This window comes from Wenyingzhuangia gracilariae (genome assembly GCF_056387575.1).
This window is the reverse complement of record NZ_CM150748.1, coordinates 340,085-360,286: the sequence shown is the minus strand read 5'-3', so window position 1 is coordinate 360,286 and position 20,202 is coordinate 340,085. Positions and strand designations below refer to the sequence as shown.

Annotated in this window: 19 protein-coding genes; 11 read left to right on the top strand and 8 right to left on the bottom strand. The window is 31.1% G+C overall.

Annotation, left to right across the window (positions count from 1 at the left end):
- From ACY2IJ_RS01385 to ACY2IJ_RS01375, 3 genes are all read right to left on the bottom strand, one after another.
- Positions 1-3,405 carry a TonB-dependent receptor gene (locus ACY2IJ_RS01385; protein WP_476725375.1) on the bottom strand — a complete coding sequence of 1,135 codons (3,405 nt, stop codon included), beginning with the start codon at positions 3,403-3,405 and terminating at the stop codon, positions 1-3.
- A 199-nt stretch (positions 3,406-3,604) separates the two neighbouring features.
- Positions 3,605-4,771: a FecR family protein gene (locus tag ACY2IJ_RS01380; RefSeq protein WP_476725374.1), complete on the bottom strand. Its 1,167-nt coding sequence runs from the start codon at positions 4,769-4,771 to the stop codon at positions 3,605-3,607.
- A gap of 98 nt (positions 4,772-4,869) precedes the next feature.
- Positions 4,870-5,427 carry an RNA polymerase sigma-70 factor gene (locus tag ACY2IJ_RS01375; RefSeq protein WP_476725372.1) on the bottom strand — a complete coding sequence of 186 codons (558 nt, stop codon included), beginning with the start codon at positions 5,425-5,427 and terminating at the stop codon, positions 4,870-4,872.
- A gap of 286 nt (positions 5,428-5,713) precedes the next feature.
- Here ACY2IJ_RS01375 and ACY2IJ_RS01370 point away from each other — a divergent pair, with 286 nt between their 5' ends.
- A complete protein-coding gene (locus tag ACY2IJ_RS01370) occupies positions 5,714-5,875 on the top strand; it encodes a DUF1328 domain-containing protein (protein ID WP_476725371.1) in 162 nt (53 codons plus the stop codon).
- A gap of 103 nt (positions 5,876-5,978) precedes the next feature.
- Complete coding sequence (locus tag ACY2IJ_RS01365) at positions 5,979-6,839, top strand: YihY/virulence factor BrkB family protein (protein ID WP_476725370.1); 861 nt, start codon at positions 5,979-5,981, stop codon at positions 6,837-6,839.
- A gap of 52 nt (positions 6,840-6,891) precedes the next feature.
- On the opposite strand, the gene ACY2IJ_RS01360 is transcribed toward ACY2IJ_RS01365, so the two are convergent.
- From ACY2IJ_RS01360 to ACY2IJ_RS01350, 3 genes are all read right to left on the bottom strand, one after another.
- Positions 6,892-8,157: a glycoside hydrolase family 117 protein gene (locus ACY2IJ_RS01360; RefSeq protein ID WP_476725369.1), complete on the bottom strand. Its 1,266-nt coding sequence runs from the start codon at positions 8,155-8,157 to the stop codon at positions 6,892-6,894.
- A 139-nt stretch (positions 8,158-8,296) separates the two neighbouring features.
- Positions 8,297-9,898 carry a sulfatase gene (locus ACY2IJ_RS01355; RefSeq protein ID WP_476725368.1) on the bottom strand — a complete coding sequence of 534 codons (1,602 nt, stop codon included), beginning with the start codon at positions 9,896-9,898 and terminating at the stop codon, positions 8,297-8,299.
- Positions 9,899-9,900: 2 nt separating this feature from the next.
- On the bottom strand, positions 9,901-11,028 hold the full coding sequence (locus ACY2IJ_RS01350) for a glycoside hydrolase family protein (RefSeq protein WP_476725367.1): 1,128 nt from the start codon (positions 11,026-11,028) through the stop codon (positions 9,901-9,903).
- A gap of 232 nt (positions 11,029-11,260) precedes the next feature.
- On the opposite strand from ACY2IJ_RS01350, the gene ACY2IJ_RS01345 reads away from it, so the two are divergent.
- The 9 genes from ACY2IJ_RS01345 to ACY2IJ_RS01305 all read left to right on the top strand — a co-directional run bounded on the left by ACY2IJ_RS01345 (position 11,261) and on the right by ACY2IJ_RS01305 (position 17,429).
- Positions 11,261-12,331 (top strand): ABC transporter permease, encoded by a 1,071-nt coding sequence (locus ACY2IJ_RS01345; RefSeq protein WP_476725366.1) that lies wholly within the window; start codon positions 11,261-11,263, stop codon positions 12,329-12,331.
- Positions 12,332-12,335: 4 nt separating this feature from the next.
- Entirely contained in the window at positions 12,336-12,830 is a 495-nt protein-coding gene (locus tag ACY2IJ_RS01340) for a TlpA family protein disulfide reductase (protein WP_476725365.1), read from the top strand.
- 8 nt (positions 12,831-12,838) lie between these two features.
- A complete protein-coding gene (tpiA, locus tag ACY2IJ_RS01335; RefSeq protein ID WP_476725364.1) occupies positions 12,839-13,597 on the top strand; it encodes a triose-phosphate isomerase in 759 nt (252 codons plus the stop codon).
- A gap of 83 nt (positions 13,598-13,680) precedes the next feature.
- Complete coding sequence (gene prmA, locus ACY2IJ_RS01330; RefSeq protein ID WP_476725363.1) at positions 13,681-14,508, top strand: 50S ribosomal protein L11 methyltransferase; 828 nt, start codon at positions 13,681-13,683, stop codon at positions 14,506-14,508.
- Positions 14,509-14,528: 20 nt separating this feature from the next.
- Positions 14,529-14,804 carry an ATP-dependent Clp protease adaptor ClpS gene (locus ACY2IJ_RS01325; RefSeq protein WP_476725362.1) on the top strand — a complete coding sequence of 92 codons (276 nt, stop codon included), beginning with the start codon at positions 14,529-14,531 and terminating at the stop codon, positions 14,802-14,804.
- Positions 14,805-14,806: 2 nt separating this feature from the next.
- A complete protein-coding gene (locus ACY2IJ_RS01320; protein WP_476725361.1) occupies positions 14,807-15,079 on the top strand; it encodes a hypothetical protein in 273 nt (90 codons plus the stop codon).
- Positions 15,080-15,265: 186 nt separating this feature from the next.
- Positions 15,266-15,694 (top strand): FKBP-type peptidyl-prolyl cis-trans isomerase, encoded by a 429-nt coding sequence (locus tag ACY2IJ_RS01315; protein WP_476725360.1) that lies wholly within the window; start codon positions 15,266-15,268, stop codon positions 15,692-15,694.
- 83 nt (positions 15,695-15,777) lie between these two features.
- On the top strand, positions 15,778-16,659 hold the full coding sequence (locus tag ACY2IJ_RS01310) for a cation diffusion facilitator family transporter (RefSeq protein WP_476725359.1): 882 nt from the start codon (positions 15,778-15,780) through the stop codon (positions 16,657-16,659).
- Positions 16,656-17,429: a copper resistance protein NlpE N-terminal domain-containing protein gene (locus ACY2IJ_RS01305; protein ID WP_476725358.1), complete on the top strand. Its 774-nt coding sequence runs from the start codon at positions 16,656-16,658 to the stop codon at positions 17,427-17,429. Before ACY2IJ_RS01310 ends, ACY2IJ_RS01305 begins: the two co-directional genes overlap by 4 nt.
- A gap of 3 nt (positions 17,430-17,432) precedes the next feature.
- On the opposite strand, the gene ACY2IJ_RS01300 is transcribed toward ACY2IJ_RS01305, so the two are convergent.
- Positions 17,433-17,852, bottom strand: a complete 420-nt coding sequence (locus ACY2IJ_RS01300; protein WP_476725357.1) for a Fur family transcriptional regulator — start codon at positions 17,850-17,852, stop codon at positions 17,433-17,435.
- Positions 17,853-17,854: 2 nt separating this feature from the next.
- Positions 17,855-20,191, bottom strand: a complete 2,337-nt coding sequence (locus ACY2IJ_RS01295) for a TonB-dependent receptor (RefSeq protein ID WP_476725356.1) — start codon at positions 20,189-20,191, stop codon at positions 17,855-17,857.
- Positions 20,192-20,202 lie beyond the last annotated feature (11 nt).

Below are 20,202 nucleotides of genomic sequence, written 5' to 3'. Positions count from 1 at the left end.
TTAAAAATTAACATTTACTCCTACTGTGTAACTTCTTAATGAAGGATAGGTAGCATTTCTAAAATTATTAAAGCTTGTAGCCTCTGGATCTAAACCTAAATCATAGATATCTGAAAACATGGTTAGTAAATTAAATCCTCTAGCAAAAACTCTTACGTTTCCAAACTTTAATTTTTCTTTGGTAAATGTGTAAGCAACTTCTACTTCTTTTAATCTTAAAAAAGATGCATCTTCTAAATAAATATCTGCTCCTTCAAAATTTGCTTCATCACCACTTTGGTTTCCACTAAATTTATCTCCTTGAACAAAAGATCTTGGATAAGATGCGTTTCTATTATTTGGAGTCCATCTGTCTGTAAACACAAATTCTGGTTTAGCTCCTACTTGATCAAAGAACACTAAAGTTTTAGCACCAGCTTGACCTTGTAATAAAAAGTTAAAATCAAAGTTTTTATAAGTAAGTCCTCCAAAAATACCGTACTGAACTTGTGGTATATTGGTATCTGAAACTCTAACTCTATCTGCTCCTGTAATTTCACCATCTTTGTTAGTATCTATATAATAAGGTTCTCCTTCTGTAGTTCCTGGCAATTTTGCAGTAGCAGCATCAACTTCTGCTTGATTTTTAAAAATTCCGTTTGTTGGGTAGACTAAGAAAGAATTAATAGGTTTTCCTTCTTCTTTTTGCCATGCCAATACACCATCAGGTTCATTAATATCTACCACTTCATTTTTAGCTTGAGAAAAAGTCATTCCTAAATTATAGTTAACTGCTCCTATTTTATCTGCCCAAGATAATTCTAGTTCATATCCCCAACTTTTCGTTTTCCCTATGTTTTCTTCTGGAATTAAAGAAGTATCTATACCCGTAAAACCTGGAATTTCATTAGCGTTATCTACCAAAATACCACTTCTGTCTTGACGGAAATAATTAATATCTCCTGACAATCTTTTATCTAACATAGAAAAAGTTAAACCTATGTTTTTCATGTTAGCGGTTTCCCAGGTTACATTTTTATTAGGAATATTGGTTACCCCAAAAGCATTAATTAGCGTACCTCCTGTTCCAAAAGTATAGTATCGTGGAATTGCACTGTTTGGGTTTGCTTCTCCTGATGCATAACCTGTAGCCCATTGGAATGGAGCAATTCTATCATTCCCCATTTCTGACCAAGAAGTTCTAAGTTTTAAAGAATTTAATATGGGAATGTTTTCCATAAAAGATTCTTTGCTAATATCCCAGGCCACTGCTATACTTGGAAAAGTTCCATACCTAGACCCTTTATTAAAAATACTGGAACCATCACGACGTATGGTAAGATCTACAAAATATTTTTTATTATAATCATAAGAGATAGATCCAAAATAATCTAATCTTTTAAACTCATTAGACTGACCAGATGTTTGCTGATTGTCGGGTCCACCAATAGCTAACTCTGTTGAATTTTCTGTTGGAAAACCTCCAATTCTTTGTGCCCAAAATTGTCTTGTTTTACTTTCTAATTTTTCAACCCCAACAAAACCACTAATATTGTGATTCTCTATAGAAGTATTGTAGTGTATTGTTGAATTTAATAGTGTTTCATCATATTTCCAAAAAGATTCTCTTAAAATCCTTTCTTGTCCTCTTTGAGAAAAACCTGGTTGTTCTACATAATCAGTACCTTGTAAAGCATACACTGTCCATGGAGTATACCAAGATTTCTCATCATTACTTTGTTTTCTAACACCTGCAAAACCTTTTACACTTAAACCTTTAACAAGTTTATCTAATCTTAAATCGTAAGAAAATTTCCCTCTTAAGTCTGTATCTTTTCTATTTATAAAACCTGATTGATTACTAGACATTACCGCTGGGTTGGCTCCATTTTCTCCTCCCCATCCAGCTAATCCATTTGGGTAAAATCCTACTTGAGTTGGTGAATTTGTGTATATGTGTTTGTAAATAAAACCATCGTCTACTCCTGGTTCATTTCTATCACCAAATCTTCCTAATAAATCTACTCCTAATTTTAGTTCTTTAAAAACATTCATATCTATATTAGATCTAATTTGTTTTTGTTTAAATCCTAAATCTCCTGATTTATACATTCCTTTTTGGTCAAACATATCACCACTCACAAAATATTTTGTTTTATCATCTCCTCCCGAAATACTTAAACTTGTACGAGATTCTGGTGAGCTATCTGCTAAGGTTAAATCAGCCCAATTTGTATTTGGAAAATTTAGTGGGTCTGAACCATCTTTATATTTAGCGATATCGGCTGCAGAATAAGGAGCAGCATTGCCAGCCCTAGATGCTATTTCGTTTTCATAAATAGCAAATTGTTCTGAAGACATTAAGCTTGGAGTTCTTGAAAATGAAGAAGAGGTGTATGAAGTTGTAAAATTAACTTTTGGAGCACCTGTTTTTCCTCTTTTTGTCGTAATTAAAATAACTCCGTTTGCTGCTCTAGATCCATATATTGCAGCTGCTCCATCTTTTAAAATGGTTAATGAAGCAATATCTTGTGGAGATAAATGAGAGAAAGACCCCGCTTGAATACCGTCTATTAAAATTAAAGGTGAATTATTTCCTAATGTGGACATCCCTCTAATTAAGATTGTAGTCGAATCATCATTTGTATTTCCACCGTTTCCATTACCAGCACCTGGATATCCTCCACGGTCATTAATAATTAAACCTGAAGCTCTACCTGCTAATGATTTAGCGATGTCCTTACTAGATGATTTCTCTATAACCTCTTCTGAAATTTGAGAAACAGATCCTGTTAATTCTCCTTTTTTACGAGATGTATATCCTAACAAAACAACTTCATTAAGTTCTGATACGTCTTCTTTTAATACAACGTTAATTAGTGATTCTGTTCCTACGATTACTTCTTTTGTTTCGTACCCTACATATGAAAAAACTAACACATCGCTAGGTCCAGATACAGTAATGGAATAATTTCCATCAAAATCTGTCATAGCTCCTTTATTGGTACCTTTTACAACTACGTTTACTCCCGGAACTACTCCATTTTTATCGGTTACATTACCAATAATAGTCCTTGTTTGTTGTTGCTGAGTATTATTAGAAGTATGGGTGTTTGTTTTTTTGTTTTTAGAAGTAAATAAAACAATTTGTTTATCTACCAAATCATAAGAAATATTGGTATTGCTAAAAATAGTATTTAGAATATCTGATACTTTTGTATCTACAACATTTACAGAAACAATCTTTGTATAATCAACTTCATCGCTGCTATATAATACTTTAAATTCTGTTTTGGTTTCAATTTCATCTAATACTTTTTCTACACTTACATCGGTTAGTTTTAAGGAAATTTTTGTGTCTTGAGAATAAGTTGTAGCATTGATTTGGATAAGAGAAAATAGAAACAAATAAATAGTTAGTTTCATCTTTAAGTCAAACTTTAATGTAAAAAGGGAATACCTCTCAACCTTTTTGAGATTTTTCATACTTTTGTTTTGAGTTTAGTGTTTAATTAATAATTGTAACACTTTAAATTACGATCGGGAAATGTTGCAGCATTTTCCGATTTTTTAGTTTAAAGCGTTTTCTTTTCGGATTTAGTTCTTTCTTTTTATTTCATTGATTTTAGTTTATAGTTATTAGGTTGTTTTTAATTGTGTATTCTATTTTATAGTTTTTACAGAAGGCTTTTAATACTTGTTCTATTGTTTCATTATCAAAATATCCTGTAAATTTTTTGTGTGCTAGTTCAGAATTATTGTTTTGAATTTTAACATTGTAATGCCTTTCCAATTTTTTGATGATATTTTTAAAATATGTGTGTTTAAACACTACTTTACCTTCCATCCATGCTGTATATATAGAAGTATCAGGAATATCTTTTACAATGAATTCTTTATTATTAAAATTCCAAACCGCTTTTTGATTAGGAACTAAAAGTGTTTCATTTTCTTTATTGTAGTCTTGATTGTTTTTATATAAACTAACCGAACCTTCTACCAAAACAGTTTTAGAGCCAAAGTCTTCTGGATAAGAACAAACATTAAATTCTGTTCCTAAAACTCTAATATTAATATCTTTAGAAACTACCGTAAATGGATGATATTTATCTTTACATACTTCAAAATAGGCCTCACCCGTTAAGTAAACCAAACGTTCTTTTCCTTTTAAAAATTTTACAGGGTATTTAAGCGTTGTGCCTGAATTTAAATGCACTTTGGTACTATCTGACAATAAAACTTGAAATGTTTTTCCAAAAGGAACTGTTAATTCATTATAAATTAAAGTTTCTACATTATTTGCAGATACATATTCTAAACTTGTTCCTTTTTGTTTACTTACAACAGTTCCATTATTATTTACAATGACACTAGATCCGTCTGTATGGATTATTTGAGTTTTTCCATTATCTAATTTTAAAACAATAGCATCATTCGTTGCTATATTGTATACCGTATTATTGTTGCTGTAAAAAGTTAAAAAATAAGACAGTCCTAAAACAGCAACAAACACAGCAGCAACTTTGTAAAACAATGCTAAACGAATTGTTTTTTTAGCAGGAACAACTTGTTCATGGATTTTTTTCCAATCATTATTTTTAGTTTTTTTTAGAGACTTTAGTTTTAACTGTCTGTTCGTTTTCTCTTCAATAGCATCTAATCTATTCAGAATTTCAACAGCCTCTTTTTCATCAAACAGTTCCGTAATCTTATTTAGATTTACTTTCTTGTTTTTTAAAATTGATTTAGCAACTTTAGCTGCCAATATAAATATGTTTTCAATTTTTTTCATCTTAAGCACAAGCTTTATTTATTGCCTATATACTTAAAGACGATATAAAAAGAGAATAGACTAAAAAAAGATAAACTTTTTTATAAATAATTTATTTATTAACAAAAAAACCTGTTAAAAACACAAAAACAAACACTTATTACACTCTGTTTTAACAAGGGACGTAATTTTTGATAAGCAATCCTTTTTTGTGCTTTAACCGTACTAATAGACACAGATAGTTCTTCGGATATTTGTGTGTTGCACAAACCTTTTAAACTCAATTTTATAATAGCAGCACATTTTTTAGGCAACGTATTTACGGCTGTATTTATAATTCTAGAAACCTCTTCTATAAAAATTTCTTTTTCATAAAAAGATTCAGATTCAATAATCGATAAATCATAATCTGTGAGTTTAGATTTAGATTTAAAATTTTTACTCTTTAGCACATCAAAACATTTATTTCTAACCGACCTGTACAAATACGTTTTAATAGCCAACTCACTTTCAAAAGGGGTTTTGTTATTCCATATTTTTACAAAAACATCTTGAACAAGATCTTTTGACAACTCAATATCATTCATATATCTATCAGCAAACAGACATAATGAAAAATAAAAAGTATCATAAAGTTCTTTAAATTCTTTTAATGATAATATGGTTTTATCAGTCAATTTAGCAAAAAAGTAATAGTTAGTTTGTCGAAATTATAAAAATAGAACACTGAAAAGTAGTCTTAAAAAAACATAAAGCAAGCCTAAATAAACATTTTAAAGAATCCTAGTTTACTGACTAGCAATTGTCTGTCACATTTCCCCTTATACGGACCATTATTTCTTATAAAATTGATACTACTCAACTTTTAACTTGTTCGTTGTCAATACTTAAATTTAAGAAACCTCTTAATTTTGATTTCAGGAGTTACAAACTCATATTTATAAACCCTTTAAATCAAAAATTATGTTACGTTTAAGTTTAAGTTTTATTGTTTTAGCCATTATAGCTGGTATCTTCGGTTTTACTGGAATTGCTGCAGGAGCAACTAGTATAGCCAAAATACTATTTGTACTATTTATTATTTTGTTTTTTATTTCTTTATTGTTTGGAAGAAAAGCTGTCTAAAAACAACTGAGAAAATCTATATAAATGAAAGTTGAAATGAAAAAGGAACAAATTTTAAAACAAAGAGAGTGTAACTAATTTACATTCTCTTTTTTAAATAATTATGAAAAAAAGCATTCTAGAAATAAAAAAAACACTAGGAAACACTTATCAAAATTGGATTGGTAACGATCCTTTTCAAATGAGTGCAGCTGTTAGTTATTACGCACTGTTTTCTTTTCCTGCTTTGTTAATTATTATTATACAATCCATAGGTTTATTTTACAATAAATCAGAAATTAAAACTAAAATAATTAATGAAATATCTGCTGTTTTAGGACAAGATACTGCTGTTTTGGTTGAAAATATTTTACAGAATTCTTTAAACACGCATCAATCTACAATTGCTTTATACATTGGTATTGCCACATTAATATATGGTGCTACAGGGTTGTTTATTTCGCTTCAAAAATCTCTTAACAAAATTTGGGGCATGCCAGAAAACACAAATCAAAGTTTTTTCAAACTAATTAAAAACAGATTATTTTCTTTAAGTCTGGTTTTAATCATAGGTTTTTTATTACTGACCTCTTTAATTCTAACATCTGTTATTAATGCACTTACTGGCTGGATTCGTGGTTTTTTACCTGAATTTGTTATTTTGTTATTTCAAATCATCAACTTTATTATTCCTTTACTACTAATTACAGTGCTATTTGCATTAATGTTTAAAATTTTACCCGATGCAATTATAAAGTGGAAAGATGTTTGGCTAGGTGCTTTTGTGACTAGTTTATTATTTAGTATAGGTAAAATGGCATTAGGAATTTATTTTGGTACCACCAATCCCGAATCTACATTTGGAGCTGCAGGTTCTGTTATTCTTGTTTTGCTTTGGGTTTCTTACTCTAGTCTTATTTTATTTTTTGGAGCAGAATTTACAAAAGTGTATGCCTCTAGATACGGACAAGGTATTCTTAATTAAAAAAAGCTCTGAAATAAATCAGAGCTTATATTTTGTATGCTACTTTTAAAAATTAGTTATTTAATTTTTTTGTTTCTTCTGCTATACGTTTCTTTTGCTTACCATTTAATCCCATTTTATAAAAGAACTCTGGTTTTAAATACACATGATTCTTTTTCATATCTGGATCATTTACATCTTGACTTAAATCACAATCAAAACGAGCTAAAATTGCATGGTTAGTTTTCCATCCATTTACTGCTGTAAAATGACAAATTCCCCAAGTAATTCCTCTTCCATTTTGCGTATCTGTAAAAGCATCTGGAATAAAAGGTCCTGCTGCATTTGGTAAAAACTCTGTAATAGCAGCTACTTTAAAGTTTACTCCATCTTCTGCATATTGAATGGTATTGTGTTCATTACCATCTCTAATTACTATAGAAGCAATTCCTTCTTTAAATGGAAACATAGTTGTTTCGTGTCCTGAACTAGAAATTGGGTTTAATGGATGTTTTTTAAACGGCCCTAAAGGATTGTCTGCTATAGCCAATCCATGCATACGAATCAAATCTGGCTGTCCGTTAGAGTCTGACTTATAGTACAAGTAAATTTTTCCATTATGTACCAATGGGTATGGATCGTGAATAGAATATTGATCCCATTCGCCTGGTTTACCGTTAGGAATCACAATTTTATCGTAATGAGTCCAAGGCCCATCAGGAGAGTCTGCATAGGATACTGCCACAGGACAATCGTCTCCACGTTTTCCACTAGCTTCCATAAATCCCTGGTAGTATAAGTAATATTTACCTTTCCACTCTAAAATGTCTGTAGTGGTTACAGAACGCCATCCTGCTTGAGGTTTTTTAGGTCTTGTTACTGCGGGTCCTTGCTCTTCCCACGTAAATCCATCTTTAGACGTAGCATACCAAATTTCACATAAATCCCAATCTGCCGATGGGATTTCATCTGTAGCTAAGTGTGCATTTTTACCTCCTATTGGTGGAGTTTTGGTATGTCTGTAGGTATACCAAACGTAATATTTTCCGTTTTTAAAAATTACTTTAGAGGGATCTCTACGAGTTATAGTACCATCATGATTGCTATAATCTAATCCTTTTATTTCTGTATACTTAAATTGTGAGTACAACTCATTATCTTGAGGAGTTGCAGCATATTGGTCATAACTTCTTTCCATTGAACTACTCAATGGTCTGTTTGGTTTTTCTTTTGGCAATTTATACGGAAAAGCTTCCGTTTTTTCTTGAGCAACACCACTCATCGTTAACAAACAAAAAGAAGCTACTGCTGTCAATTTTGTTAAATTCAAATTTATCATTTTACAAATTTTATAATTGTTGATTGGTTACAAAGAGAATAAAAACAATAAAGTTTATCAACTACATATCTTTATTTATACAAATCATATGGTTATTTTGATACAGAAAAACTGAATTTAAACTAGACAACAACTTTACTTAGTCTTTTGTTATTTTGCTTCCCCACCAATCTGCATTGGGCTGATAATCTTTTTTAAGTAAATTTAAACGTTGTTTTTCTAAACTCATTAATTTTTTAGTGGCTATTTTATGTAAGTATTCTTGTTCCTTTTTAGCATTGTACAATGGATCTTTTTTGGGATAATTTGCCCCTACACTTTTTAAATAACTAAATAATTGCTGATGTAGATCTGTGGCCAACTCAGGATGTTTTTCTACAACATTGTATTGTTCCTCCTTATCTTTCACAAGATTGTACAGTTCATTTCTTCCATCTTCGTAATAATGAATCAATTTCCAAGCTCCTAGTCTAATTATAGAAGATGGCTCTCCTCCTTGATTTCCGTAATGTGGATAATGCCAAATTAAAGGACGTTCTTTGGTTTCTTTTCCTTGTAACAAAGGTACCAAGCTGATTCCGTCTTTATGAGACTCTGGTTTTAACTCCACTCCTACCAAATCTAATAATGTAGGATAAAAATCTGTTCCTGTTACAGGAGTATTACTCTCTTTTACTTGATTTTTTAACCAAGGAACTTTAATAAAATAGGGTTCTTTAATTCCCCCTTCATACTGATATCCTTTTCCTCCTCTTAAAGGTAAATTAGATGTTGAAAAAGAATCTCCTGCAGACACTCCTCCGTTGTCTGATGTAAATACAACAATCGTGTTTTTATCCAAACCTAATTCTTCTAATCCTCTTAAAACGGTTCCCACAGCATCATCCATACTTTCTACCAAACCTGCATACACAGGGTTGTCTTGTGTTTGTCTAATCGGTAAAAAATGTCCCATTTTAAATCCTTGATCTGCAATACCATTTTTAACCGCTTTCTCTCTATACTTTTGCCATTTTTCTTGATTAGTTTGTATAGCACCATGTACCGCATAAAAAGATAAGTAAGCAAAAAACTTTTGGTCTTTATGCTCTTTCATAAAGTTTACAGTTTCTTTGGCCAATCGCATAGATAGGTTTTCCCCATCATGATGATTTTCTAAATTTGGATTTTTAAAAGGTGCAAAATAACCACCTCTAGGACCACCTGCTTCATATCCTCCTATGTTTATATCAAAACCATGATCTTCTGGCCACGAACCTTTTTCTCCCAAATGCCATTTACCTGCAAAAAAAGTAGTATAACCAGCTTCTTTTAAAGCCTCTGGTAATGTTACTACTTCTTTACTTAAATGATGATTGTATTCAGCTGGCAATAATTTAGAGAAACGTTTTTTTTCTCTCCATTTTTCTCCAGATCTAGCACCTATCCAATCGGTAATTCCATGGCGTGCTGGAAATGTTCCTGTTAAAATACTTGCTCTAGATGGACTACAAACTTGACAAGCTGCATACCCTTCATTAAAAGCAGTTCCTTCTTTGGCAATTCTATCAATGTTAGGAGTTTCATAAAAAGTACTATTTCTATAACTTAAATCATTATACCCATAATCATCTGCTAAAATGAACAAGATGTTTTTCTTTTCAGGTTCTTTTTTAATTATATTCTTTGGTTTCTCTTTACATGAAGACAAAATAGTTGTTAGTATAAAAATAGCTAACAGATTGTAGTTTAATTTTAACATGTCTATTCTTTATTATTTTTAGAGTTTTCCCATTTGATAGGAATTGCTATGTTTCCATTTACATTTTTATCATATACTGCTACATATATCATTATAGGTTGTCCTTTTTGATTGGTTAATACAAAAGGTCTTTCTACTCGTTTGGGCTTCCATATAGTTCCATCGGACAATACAAATTCCTTTTTCATAAAAACTCTTCTTTCATCAGGTTGCCAATCAAAACCATTGGTAGAACTAAATAAGGCCAGTTCACTTTTTCCCATTACATGACAAACCATATAATGTTTTTTAAGCACCTGATCGTACCACATACAAGCATCTTCTGTTTGTGCTTTTGCGTATACAGGTTTTTCATAAAAATTAAAAGGTCCTTCTGGATGTTTAGAATTACCTACTAGCTGAATTCTAAAAGGATTTTTATGATGTAAGTCATCCCCTTTCATAATCATTAAATACTCGTTGTTTTTATAAATAACTGCAGGATTTACGGCTATTTTCTTAAATTTTATATCATCTGGAGCAACTACTATATTTTTAGAACGTATAAAAGGCCCAGCAGGATTGTCTGCAACAGCTACTCCAATACGCTGACTATCTCTAATTTGTGTTCTATGTGCATCAAACCATTCTGTTGTTGGCTCCGGAGTTTGGGGAACATCTTTTGCTAACAACTCTTTAATATCATTGGCTATATAATACAAACAAACTTTTCCATTAGCTACTACTGCATATGGATTATGAGAATTATTTACATCCCAACCTCCTATTTTTTTACTTTCTAGTACTACATTTTTAAACACAAAAGGTCCTTGTGGGTTTTTAGCAACTGCATGAGCAATTTCACAATGGGTCATCCAACCTTTGTGTTCATATTCTTTTTTCCACCTAGAGTAATAAGCATGGTATTCCCCTTCCCATTTTACAACAGACAATCCCCAAACATAATAACCAGGCTCTGCTACAACTTGTGCTGCTGTTTGATGGTTAAAAAACTTAGTTACTACTGCTGTAGACAAGGGTTCAAAAGAAATGTTTTGATAATCTTTTAATTCTGATTTTTGAGAAACCTTTTTACAAGATGTAATGAGTGCTAATCCTAAGAATAAAACTGCTAAAGTTTTAATTTTCATAAAAATATTATTTTTTAGTAATACGTAAATTGCAATACGATATGGCAAATAAAAAAAATACTTAGGTATTTGAATAGCGGGTATGCATATTTTTGTGAAACAAATGGTTTTATGAGTGATTTATATAAAAAACACAACTTTTAATTTTTAAATATAATTTAAGTTATTAAACCTAGAACTTACTTATTTTAAATAGATGTAATATATTTGAAACAATCTATAATTACTTCCATTGATATCATTCTTAATTAAAAATATACTAAAAGGATTTGTAAGCTTATTTGGAGTTGCAACCTTATTATTCTTTTTATTCAACTTATTAGGCGATCCGTCTAGAATGCTTTTAGACCAAAGAGAAGACCAAGAACAGCTAGAAAATATTAAAATTAAATATGGATTAAATTTACCAATGCACAAAAGGTATTTACATTACTTAAACGACTTATCGCCTATTTCTGTACACAGTACCTCTTCTACAGATTATTCTTTTTTACCCAAAACAAAAAAAAGGTTTGTATGGTTTAAAACGCAAGAATATAGTTGGGTTTTAAAATGGCCCAACCTTAGAAAATCTTTTCAAAAAAACGATAAAGAAGTGAGCAGTATTTTAGCCGAAACACTTCCCAATACTTTGCTATTAGCTGTAGCAGCTATTAGTATTGCCTTAGTTATTGGTTTAATATTAGGAATTATTTCTGCTTTAAAAGTAAATAGTGTTTTAGACAAATGTATTATGATTGTTAGTACTTTAGGTATGAGTCTTCCTTCTTTCTTTTCGGCCATAATTTTTGCTTGGTTGTTTGGTTTTGTACTACACAAATACACTGGCTTAGCAATGACAGGGAATATTATTGAAGTAGATGATTTTGGTGAAGGAACCAAAATAGTTTGGAAAAATGCCATTTTACCTAGTTTGGTTTTAGGAATTAGACCTTTAGCTGTTATTGTTCAGTTAACCCGAAACTCTTTGTTAGATGTGCTTAGTAAAGATTATATACGAACAACCAAAGCCAAAGGTTTAACAACAACTACTATTGTTAAAAAACATGCTTTAAAAAACGCCTTAAATCCAGTAATTACAACATTATCCGGATGGTTTGCCTCTTTATTAGCAGGAGCTGTTTTTGTAGAATATATTTTTAACTGGAATGGTTTGGGAAAAGAAATTGTAAACGCTTTAAATTCTTCCGACTTACCTGTTATATCAGGAAGTATTCTAACCATTGCTGCATTTTTTATCCTCCTAAATATTTTGGTAGATATTTCTTACAGCATTTTAGATCCAAGTGTTGAATTAAAATAAAATCATGAAAAAAATTATTTATGTTTTCCTTAGTTTACTAATCTTTAGTTGCAAACCACCTAACAATACTCAATTTACATCAAAAGCTTTACAAGCCCCTATTGTAACAAACAACGGAAGTACAATTACTTTTCAAAACTTAGTTGAATCTTATAAAGGGAAAACAGTTCTTATAGATGTATGGGCTAGTTGGTGTGGAGACTGCATAAAAGGCTTGCCTAAACTAAAAACTATACAGCAAAACTACCCTAAAATAAGCTATGTATTTATATCTTTGGATCGCAATCAAAGAGCTTGGAAAAACGGTATCAAACGTTATAGTATAAAAGGAGATCATTACTATGCAGAAAATGGATGGAAAAGTATATTTGCAGAGAACATCCATTTAGATTGGATTCCTAGATACATTCTAATCAATCCAAATAGTGATGTTGTTGTTTACAGAGCCATTGAAGCCGATGATTCTGATATAATCGAAATTTTAGAAAATCAAAAATAATAAACATAATGAGAAGTAAAATTGTAGCAGGTAACTGGAAAATGAATAAAAACGTTGCCGAATCTAAAGCGTTAGCACAAGAATTAGTAAGTGAATTAAAAGGTGTTTCTTTAGAAAATACTAGAGTAATTGTTGCACCTACATTTGTAAATTTAACTACTGTATTAGCTGCAACCGAAGGTTCTGCTGTAGAAGTTGCTGCTCAAAACATGAACCAAAATGCTAGCGGAGCTTACACAGGAGAAATTTCTGCTGAAATGTTAACTAGCGCTGGAATTAAGTCTGTAATCTTAGGTCACTCAGAAAGACGTGAATACTTTGGTGAAGATGAAGCTTTATTAGCTCAAAAAACAGATGCTGCTTTGGCAAATGGATTAGAAGTAATTTACTGTTTTGGTGAAGTTAAAGAAGAAAGAGAATCTAACACACAAGAAGCTGTTGTAAAAAAACAAATTTCTGAAGCTTTATTTCATTTAGATGCTGCAGCATGGTCTAACATTGTATTGGCATACGAACCAGTATGGGCTATTGGTACAGGATTAACTGCTTCTGCAGATCAAGCACAAGAAATGCACGCTTTTATTCGTGGATTGGTTGCCGATAAATATGGAGCTAGCGTTGCTGAAAACGTATCTATTTTATACGGAGGATCTTGTAAACCATCTAATGCAGAAGAAATTTTTTCTAAGCCAGATGTTGATGGTGGATTGATTGGTGGAGCTTCTTTAGTAGCTGCTGATTTTGCTGCTGTAATTAAAGCCATTTAATTAGATAAAAATATTAAGTTCTTAAATAGCTAAAAGCTTTTGCTTTTAGCTATTTTTGTATCCCACAATTACGATAATAACTTATGAATTACATTGGTTACTTTTTTACAGTTACACCACAACAACCTGCCACAGATATTTTAATTGCAGAATTAAGCGAATTAGGTTTCGAAAGTTTTGAGGAAACAACCACAGGTGTAAATGCTTACATTCAAACCCAAAATTGGAATGAAGATATTTTAGATTCTGTTTTTGCCCTTACCTCTTCTGAGTTTGATATTTCTTATACATATTCAGAAATAGAACAAGTAAATTGGAATGCAGAATGGGAAAAAAACTTTGAACCGATACAAGTAGACAATAAAGTAAGTGTAATTGCTCCTTTTCACGAAAAATCTGGGTTGGAATACGAAATTATTATTGAACCTAAAATGAGTTTTGGTACAGGACACCACGAAACCACACATTTAATGATCAAACACCTGTTAGAGTTAAACATAACCAACAAAAGTGTATTAGATATGGGAACAGGAACAGGTATTTTAGCCATTTTTGCAGAAATGAAAGGTGCCAAACCTATTGATGCCATTGATATTGATGAATGGTGTTACATCAACACCAAAGAAAACGTAGAAAAAAACAACTGTAAGCACATTACTGCTTACCAAGGAGATGCTTCTATGTTGGTAGATCAAAAATACGATGTAATTATAGCCAACATCAACAGAAACATTTTGTTAAATGATATGGATACTTATAACAACTGTTTAAATGATGGAGGTAAATTATTATTAAGTGGATTTTACACCCAAGATATTCCCTTTTTAGAACAAAGAACCAAAGACTTGGGATTAACAATTCAAAAAACATATACTAAAAATAATTGGGTAGGTTTACTATTAGATAAATAATTCTTATTTTTGCACTGATTATGAGTACAATAGAAAAAACATCAGAAAGCATAGAAGTCCTTGAAAAACTTATAAAGGACTATGAAATTATTGTTTACAATGACGATGTAAACACGTTTGACTTTGTTATAGATAGCCTTATAGATGTGTGTGATCATGAACCGTTACAGGCAGAACAATGCACCATGTTAATTCACTACAAAGGCAAATGCGCAGTTAAAACAGGTAGTTACGAAGATTTAAAACCACGTTGTTCAAAATTATTAGAACTAGGTTTGTCTGCTGAAATTCAATAACCATGGAACAATTTTTAAACTATTATAACTTTAGTAATTTTACCAAAGACAGTTCTTCTTTTTTTGATACGATAGCCTATTCTTGGATTAAAGAAGATTTGTATATTTTAATAGAAAAGAAAGAAAATCAATACAACATTCACTTTACAAGTTATACCAACAAATCTAACATTGCAAAACAAAAACCCAATGCATTAAATACATTAATAGAAGATTTTAAATTAGATAATAACAACCATCGTAAAGTAATTCAACAATACTTAGATTACAATTAATAAAAAGGAACTTTATTTTTAAGTTCCTTTTTTATTGTACTGTTTTACCCTACAAAACAACCCCACAAAGCCATTTATCTCCTTCTGATTAAAAATCATCAAACAAGAAATTTATTTTTTTTATAAATCATTCTATGAGCCATATTTAAATCTATAAATTTGAACTTTAATTCAAAAAACAGAGATATGTCTCAAGCAAAAGAAGGTAGCACCGTAAAAGTACACTACACAGGTAAATTAAATAACGATCAAGTATTTGATAGCTCTAGAGAAAGAGAACCTTTAGAATTTACTGTAGGTGCAGGACAAATGATTAAAGGTTTTGATGATGCAGTAAATGGAATGTCTGTTGGAGACAACAAACAAGTTACCATTGTTGCCGATGAAGCTTATGGAGCCAGAAACGAAGATGCTGTATTTAAATTACCAAAAACTCAATTACCAGCAGAATTAGAACCTCAAGTTGGAATGCAATTAGAGGCTAATCGTGAAGATGGTCAAAAACAAATGTTAGTAATTGTTGGTGTTGAAGAAGAAGAAGTTGTATTAGATGCAAACCACCCATTGGCTGGTCAAGATTTAATTTTTGATATTGAATTAGTTGAAGTAAACTAAACTTTAATTTTTTCTAAAACACAAACACCTTTTAAACTTTTAAAAGGTGTTTTTTTTATCTTTATTACTTTCTATTGTAGGCTATGAATCATAAAAAAGCAATCAAGACTATTTACTTTAGTTTGTTGGGAAATATACTTTTGGCAATTGTAAAAGGAGCTGCTGGAATTATAGGAAATTCATACGCTTTGGTGGCCGATGCTATTGAATCTAGCTCCGATGTTTGTTCGTCGTTATTAGTCTTATTTGGTTTAAAATATGCCAAAAAACCTGCCGATGAAAATCATCCTTACGGACACGGAAAAATAGAGCCATTAATTACTTTTATGGTGGTAGTCCTTTTGGTTTCTTCGGCCATAATAATTGCTTACAAAAGTATCATCAACATACAAACTCCCCATAAAGTTCCCAAAGTATGGACCTTGTATATCTTAGGAATTATTATTTTATGGAAAGAACTATCTTACAGATTTGTACTGCACAACAGTAAAAAAACCAATAGCTCTTCTTTAAAAGCAGATGCTTGGCATCACCGTAGTGATGCATTAACCTCTGTAGCAGCATTTATTGGTATATTAATTGCCATTTATTTTGGAAACGGATACGAAACAGCCGATGATTGGGCTGCTTTGATTGCTTCTTTTATCATATTGTACAATGCTTATAAAATTTTTAGACCTGCCTTGGGAGAAATTATGGATGAACACAGGTATGACGATTTAATTACAAACATTAGAACTACCTCTAACAAAGTTCCTGGTGTAATGGGAACAGAAAAATGTTTTATTAGAAAGGCAGGTATGCAGTATCATGTAGATTTGCATGCTCGGGTAAAAGGATCTAAATCCGTAATAGAAGGGCATGAAATATCACATGTCTTAAAAGATACTTTACATAAAGAAATACCAAACCTAGGAAATATTTTAATTCACATAGAACCCTATTATCAAAAAACAGAATTATGAAAACAACTTTAATTGCAATTACTCTTTTTACTTTTGCTATTATTGGATGCAAAAATGCTACTAAGGAGAACGAAAACCCACATCATTTTCAAAGCCCTATAGATCTTAAAAACACAAGTAAAAAAACATTAGACTGGAATGGAACTTATATAGGAACAATTCCTTGTGCAGATTGTAGTGGAATAAAAACTAAAATTACAATAAATCAAGATTTAAGCTACACAAAACAAACTACCTATTTAGGTAAAGAAAATACACCTACTCTTAACAAAGGAAAATTTACTTGGAACAATTTAGAAAATACCATAACTCTAGACAATACGAGTTACATGGTAGGACAAAACACTTTAATTCAGCTAAACAAACAAAAAGAAACAATTGATGGAGCTTTGGCAACCAAATATGTGTTGCAAAAAATAACTACCGATTTTAATTTAACAGATAAAAAATGGAAGTTGGTAGAATTAGGCGGAAAAAAAGTAGAACAAACAGAAGAAAATATTCCTTATTTAAACTTAAATAGTACAGAAAATATAGTTTCAGGATTTACAGGTTGTAATAATTTATCTGGTAGTTATACGCTTAAATCTGGAAACAGATTGAGTTTTTCTAAAACAGTTACCACAAAAAAGTACTGTTTTAAAGCCCCTTACGAAACCTCTTTTTTAAAAATTTTAGAAACTGTTGACAACTACACCATAAGCAATAATACATTGTTTTTAAACAAAGCTAAAATGGCTCCGTTGGCAAAATTTATTGCTGTAAATTAATTTTTAAACACATTTGCTACAAACACCACTTACTTCTACATCTACTTGTTGAATTTGCACATTAGGTATTTGAATTTGAATGGTGTTTGTGGTATTTACACAAGACACCTCTAAACACTCTACACACTTAAAATGTACATGTTTGTGGTTATGACACTCCGATGTGCAATACTCTTTACACATCGCATAATAAGTTTCATCGGTACTTACAGAAGCTTTGTGAATAATTCCCCCATCTAGCAATGCATTTAGGGTTCTGTACAATGTAACCCTATCAAAACCTGCTAGTTTTTTTTGAATTTCACTATAAGGAATTGCCGATTTATAATTTGCAACCAACTCTAACAATTCCAATCTTTTAGGTGTTGCTTTTAAACTTCTGTTTCTTAGTAATTCTGCTAATTTTTCTTGTTGATTTGTCATACTTAAAAATTTACTTTAATCCCCAATACAATACTTCTTCCTAAATCGTCAGAAAAATACCTTAATCTATTTAAATAATCACGGTATGTAACATTAAAAATATTATCAACTTTTACATAAGAGTTCACTTTTGTTTTAGCCACATAAAACTCACTTGTTAAATTTATATTTACCAACTGATAAGCATTGGGTGGTGTTAAAATATCTTGACTCTCCAACAAATGATTTTGTTTAAACACGTATTTGTATTGAACTTCTAAAACTGAGTTTCTAAAAAAACCTTCTTTAAACCCTTTGAACTCGGCATTTAACAAAGCATTGTTGGCTGGCATATATACCAATGGTGTAGATTCTGATAAATTATTTCCTCTAATAAAACTATACTTAGCCCCTACCTTAAAATCGTCTATAAAAAGATAGTTGGTTCCAAAATCAAAACCTAAAATTCTTGCATTGTCTTGCTGATATTCAAAAACAGGAAACGTTCCTCTAATAGTTGTTGTAAACTGATTGTTAGGCTGTAAGTAAATATAGTTATCTATATACTGTGCATACACTAAGCTTTCAAAAAACCATTTAAAATCTATATTTCCTTCTAAACCTAAGGTAGCTTTTAACCCAGTTTCTTTTTTAAAATTGGGATTACCAATTTCAAAACCACTAACTCCTTGATGCAATCCATTAGAATACAATTCATTAATATCTGGATTTCTAGACGTTAACCCCACATTAAAAGACCAAAATAGATTTTGAGTTGCATGATAATCTATTCCTGTAGCCAAACTATAGTTATGAAAATAGTTATCATATTTTTCTATATCCCTATTTATGTTTCTATTGATATAAGCCACATTTTGATACGTAAAATTGTATCGTCCACCAAACTCAAACTTCCATTTATCCATATCCAAATCAAACAAAGCAAAACCACCTATTTGATGCGATAAATAATCTGGAATTAAAGGCAAAATATCTGTTTCTGGGTCATTGGTATTGTCAGTAAACGTGTATTGAATTCCTTTTTTAATCTCTAATTTGTTTTTGTATTCTTTTTGATGTGTGGCTTCTAAAAAATGAGTTTGCTGTAACAAACCTAGGGCTGGAGTATCACTCCTACCAGACCTTCGTATATCATACTCTTCTCTTTGGTCTATTTGTCCAGCATAATTAAATGTATATAACTCATTTGCATTTATCTTAACTTCATTTTCCCATTTTAACAAGTGATGGTGTACTTCTTGCTTTGGAGCATCAATACCATAAGAAAAATTAGCTTCTGTATATTGAGGTTCCTCCGCATACAAAACAGACTTTGCATATTCAGACAATTCTCCATTTTCAGAATCGGAACTAAGTGTAACATGTGAACCTCTTAACACCCCTAGTGTGGTATTAAAAGTACTTGCATATACTTTTAATGTCCAAGCATCTGAAAGTTTTTTTTCTAATTGAATAGCTAAATTTGCTTCTGTAAACCCTGTGTTATTTAAATAATAATCAGATGTTTTTCTATCTCCATATTTTTTTAAAGTTCCGGTAACTCTCCAAGCAACTTGTTCATGATTTTGTTCTAAACTTACATTCACATTGTGTCCATTCCCATTGGTTTCTGTAAAATAGAGTAGATTTCCGTGCAAATGAGGATCTTTTTGAATGTCTTTTGGAATTACATTTATAACCGCTCCTAAACTACTTCCTTGATATTCTAAGGCACCCACTCCTTTGGTTACCTGAATGGTACCTGCCATTAATGGATCTATTTCTGGAGCATGATCGTTCCCCCATTGCTGACCACTTTGTACCACACCATTGTTTAACAACATTACTCGGCTACCATAAAGCCCATGCACTACGGGTTTTGCAATGCTATTTCCGTTTTTAACTGTACTTACACCAGTTAAATTTTCTAGTTGGTTGGCTAAGTTTTTATTGGTGTTTTTTTGAATATTTTTTAGTTTAACTACCTGTGTGCTTTGGGTTGATTTTTTAGGATGTTTGTTTAGCAAATGGACACCATCTAGCATATTAACCAAATGGGGCATTTCTACATCCAATTTAACATTACTAATTACAGTAACCGATTTTTCTTTGTCTTCGCACCCTATATGACGGACAATAATGTGATAATTTCCTTCACAAATATTTTTAATTTCATAAAATCCATCTTGATTGCTAATGGCTCCTTTTCCCGTTTCTTTTATAAATATAGAAGCTCCAACAATGGTTGATTTGTTGGAGGCATTTTTAATTGATCCCGAAAGGGTATAACTACAATTTTGAGCAAAAAAGCTATACTGAACAAACAGTATAGCTATTGTTAAATAATGTGTAAACTTCAATGTGTATTTTC

Excerpts from the sequence above, each read along its gene's own strand:
- ACY2IJ_RS01385 (WP_476725375.1), bottom strand. The coding sequence starts at position 3,405 with ATGAAACTAACTATTTATTTGTTTCTATTTTCTCTTATCCAAATCAAT.
- ACY2IJ_RS01380 (WP_476725374.1), bottom strand. The coding sequence starts at position 4,771 with ATGAAAAAAATTGAAAACATATTTATATTGGCAGCTAAAGTTGCTAAA.
- ACY2IJ_RS01370 (WP_476725371.1), top strand. The coding sequence starts at position 5,714 with ATGTTACGTTTAAGTTTAAGTTTTATTGTTTTAGCCATTATAGCTGGT.
- ACY2IJ_RS01365 (WP_476725370.1), top strand. The coding sequence starts at position 5,979 with ATGAAAAAAAGCATTCTAGAAATAAAAAAAACACTAGGAAACACTTAT.
- ACY2IJ_RS01360 (WP_476725369.1), bottom strand. The coding sequence starts at position 8,157 with ATGATAAATTTGAATTTAACAAAATTGACAGCAGTAGCTTCTTTTTGT.
- ACY2IJ_RS01355 (WP_476725368.1), bottom strand. The coding sequence starts at position 9,898 with ATGTTAAAATTAAACTACAATCTGTTAGCTATTTTTATACTAACAACT.
- ACY2IJ_RS01350 (WP_476725367.1), bottom strand. The coding sequence starts at position 11,028 with ATGAAAATTAAAACTTTAGCAGTTTTATTCTTAGGATTAGCACTCATT.
- ACY2IJ_RS01340 (WP_476725365.1), top strand. The coding sequence starts at position 12,336 with ATGAAAAAAATTATTTATGTTTTCCTTAGTTTACTAATCTTTAGTTGC.
- tpiA (WP_476725364.1), top strand. The coding sequence starts at position 12,839 with ATGAGAAGTAAAATTGTAGCAGGTAACTGGAAAATGAATAAAAACGTT.
- prmA (WP_476725363.1), top strand. The coding sequence starts at position 13,681 with ATGAATTACATTGGTTACTTTTTTACAGTTACACCACAACAACCTGCC.
- ACY2IJ_RS01325 (WP_476725362.1), top strand. The coding sequence starts at position 14,529 with ATGAGTACAATAGAAAAAACATCAGAAAGCATAGAAGTCCTTGAAAAA.
- ACY2IJ_RS01320 (WP_476725361.1), top strand. The coding sequence starts at position 14,807 with ATGGAACAATTTTTAAACTATTATAACTTTAGTAATTTTACCAAAGAC.
- ACY2IJ_RS01315 (WP_476725360.1), top strand. The coding sequence starts at position 15,266 with ATGTCTCAAGCAAAAGAAGGTAGCACCGTAAAAGTACACTACACAGGT.
- ACY2IJ_RS01310 (WP_476725359.1), top strand. The coding sequence starts at position 15,778 with ATGAATCATAAAAAAGCAATCAAGACTATTTACTTTAGTTTGTTGGGA.
- ACY2IJ_RS01305 (WP_476725358.1), top strand. The coding sequence starts at position 16,656 with ATGAAAACAACTTTAATTGCAATTACTCTTTTTACTTTTGCTATTATT.
- ACY2IJ_RS01300 (WP_476725357.1), bottom strand. The coding sequence starts at position 17,852 with ATGACAAATCAACAAGAAAAATTAGCAGAATTACTAAGAAACAGAAGT.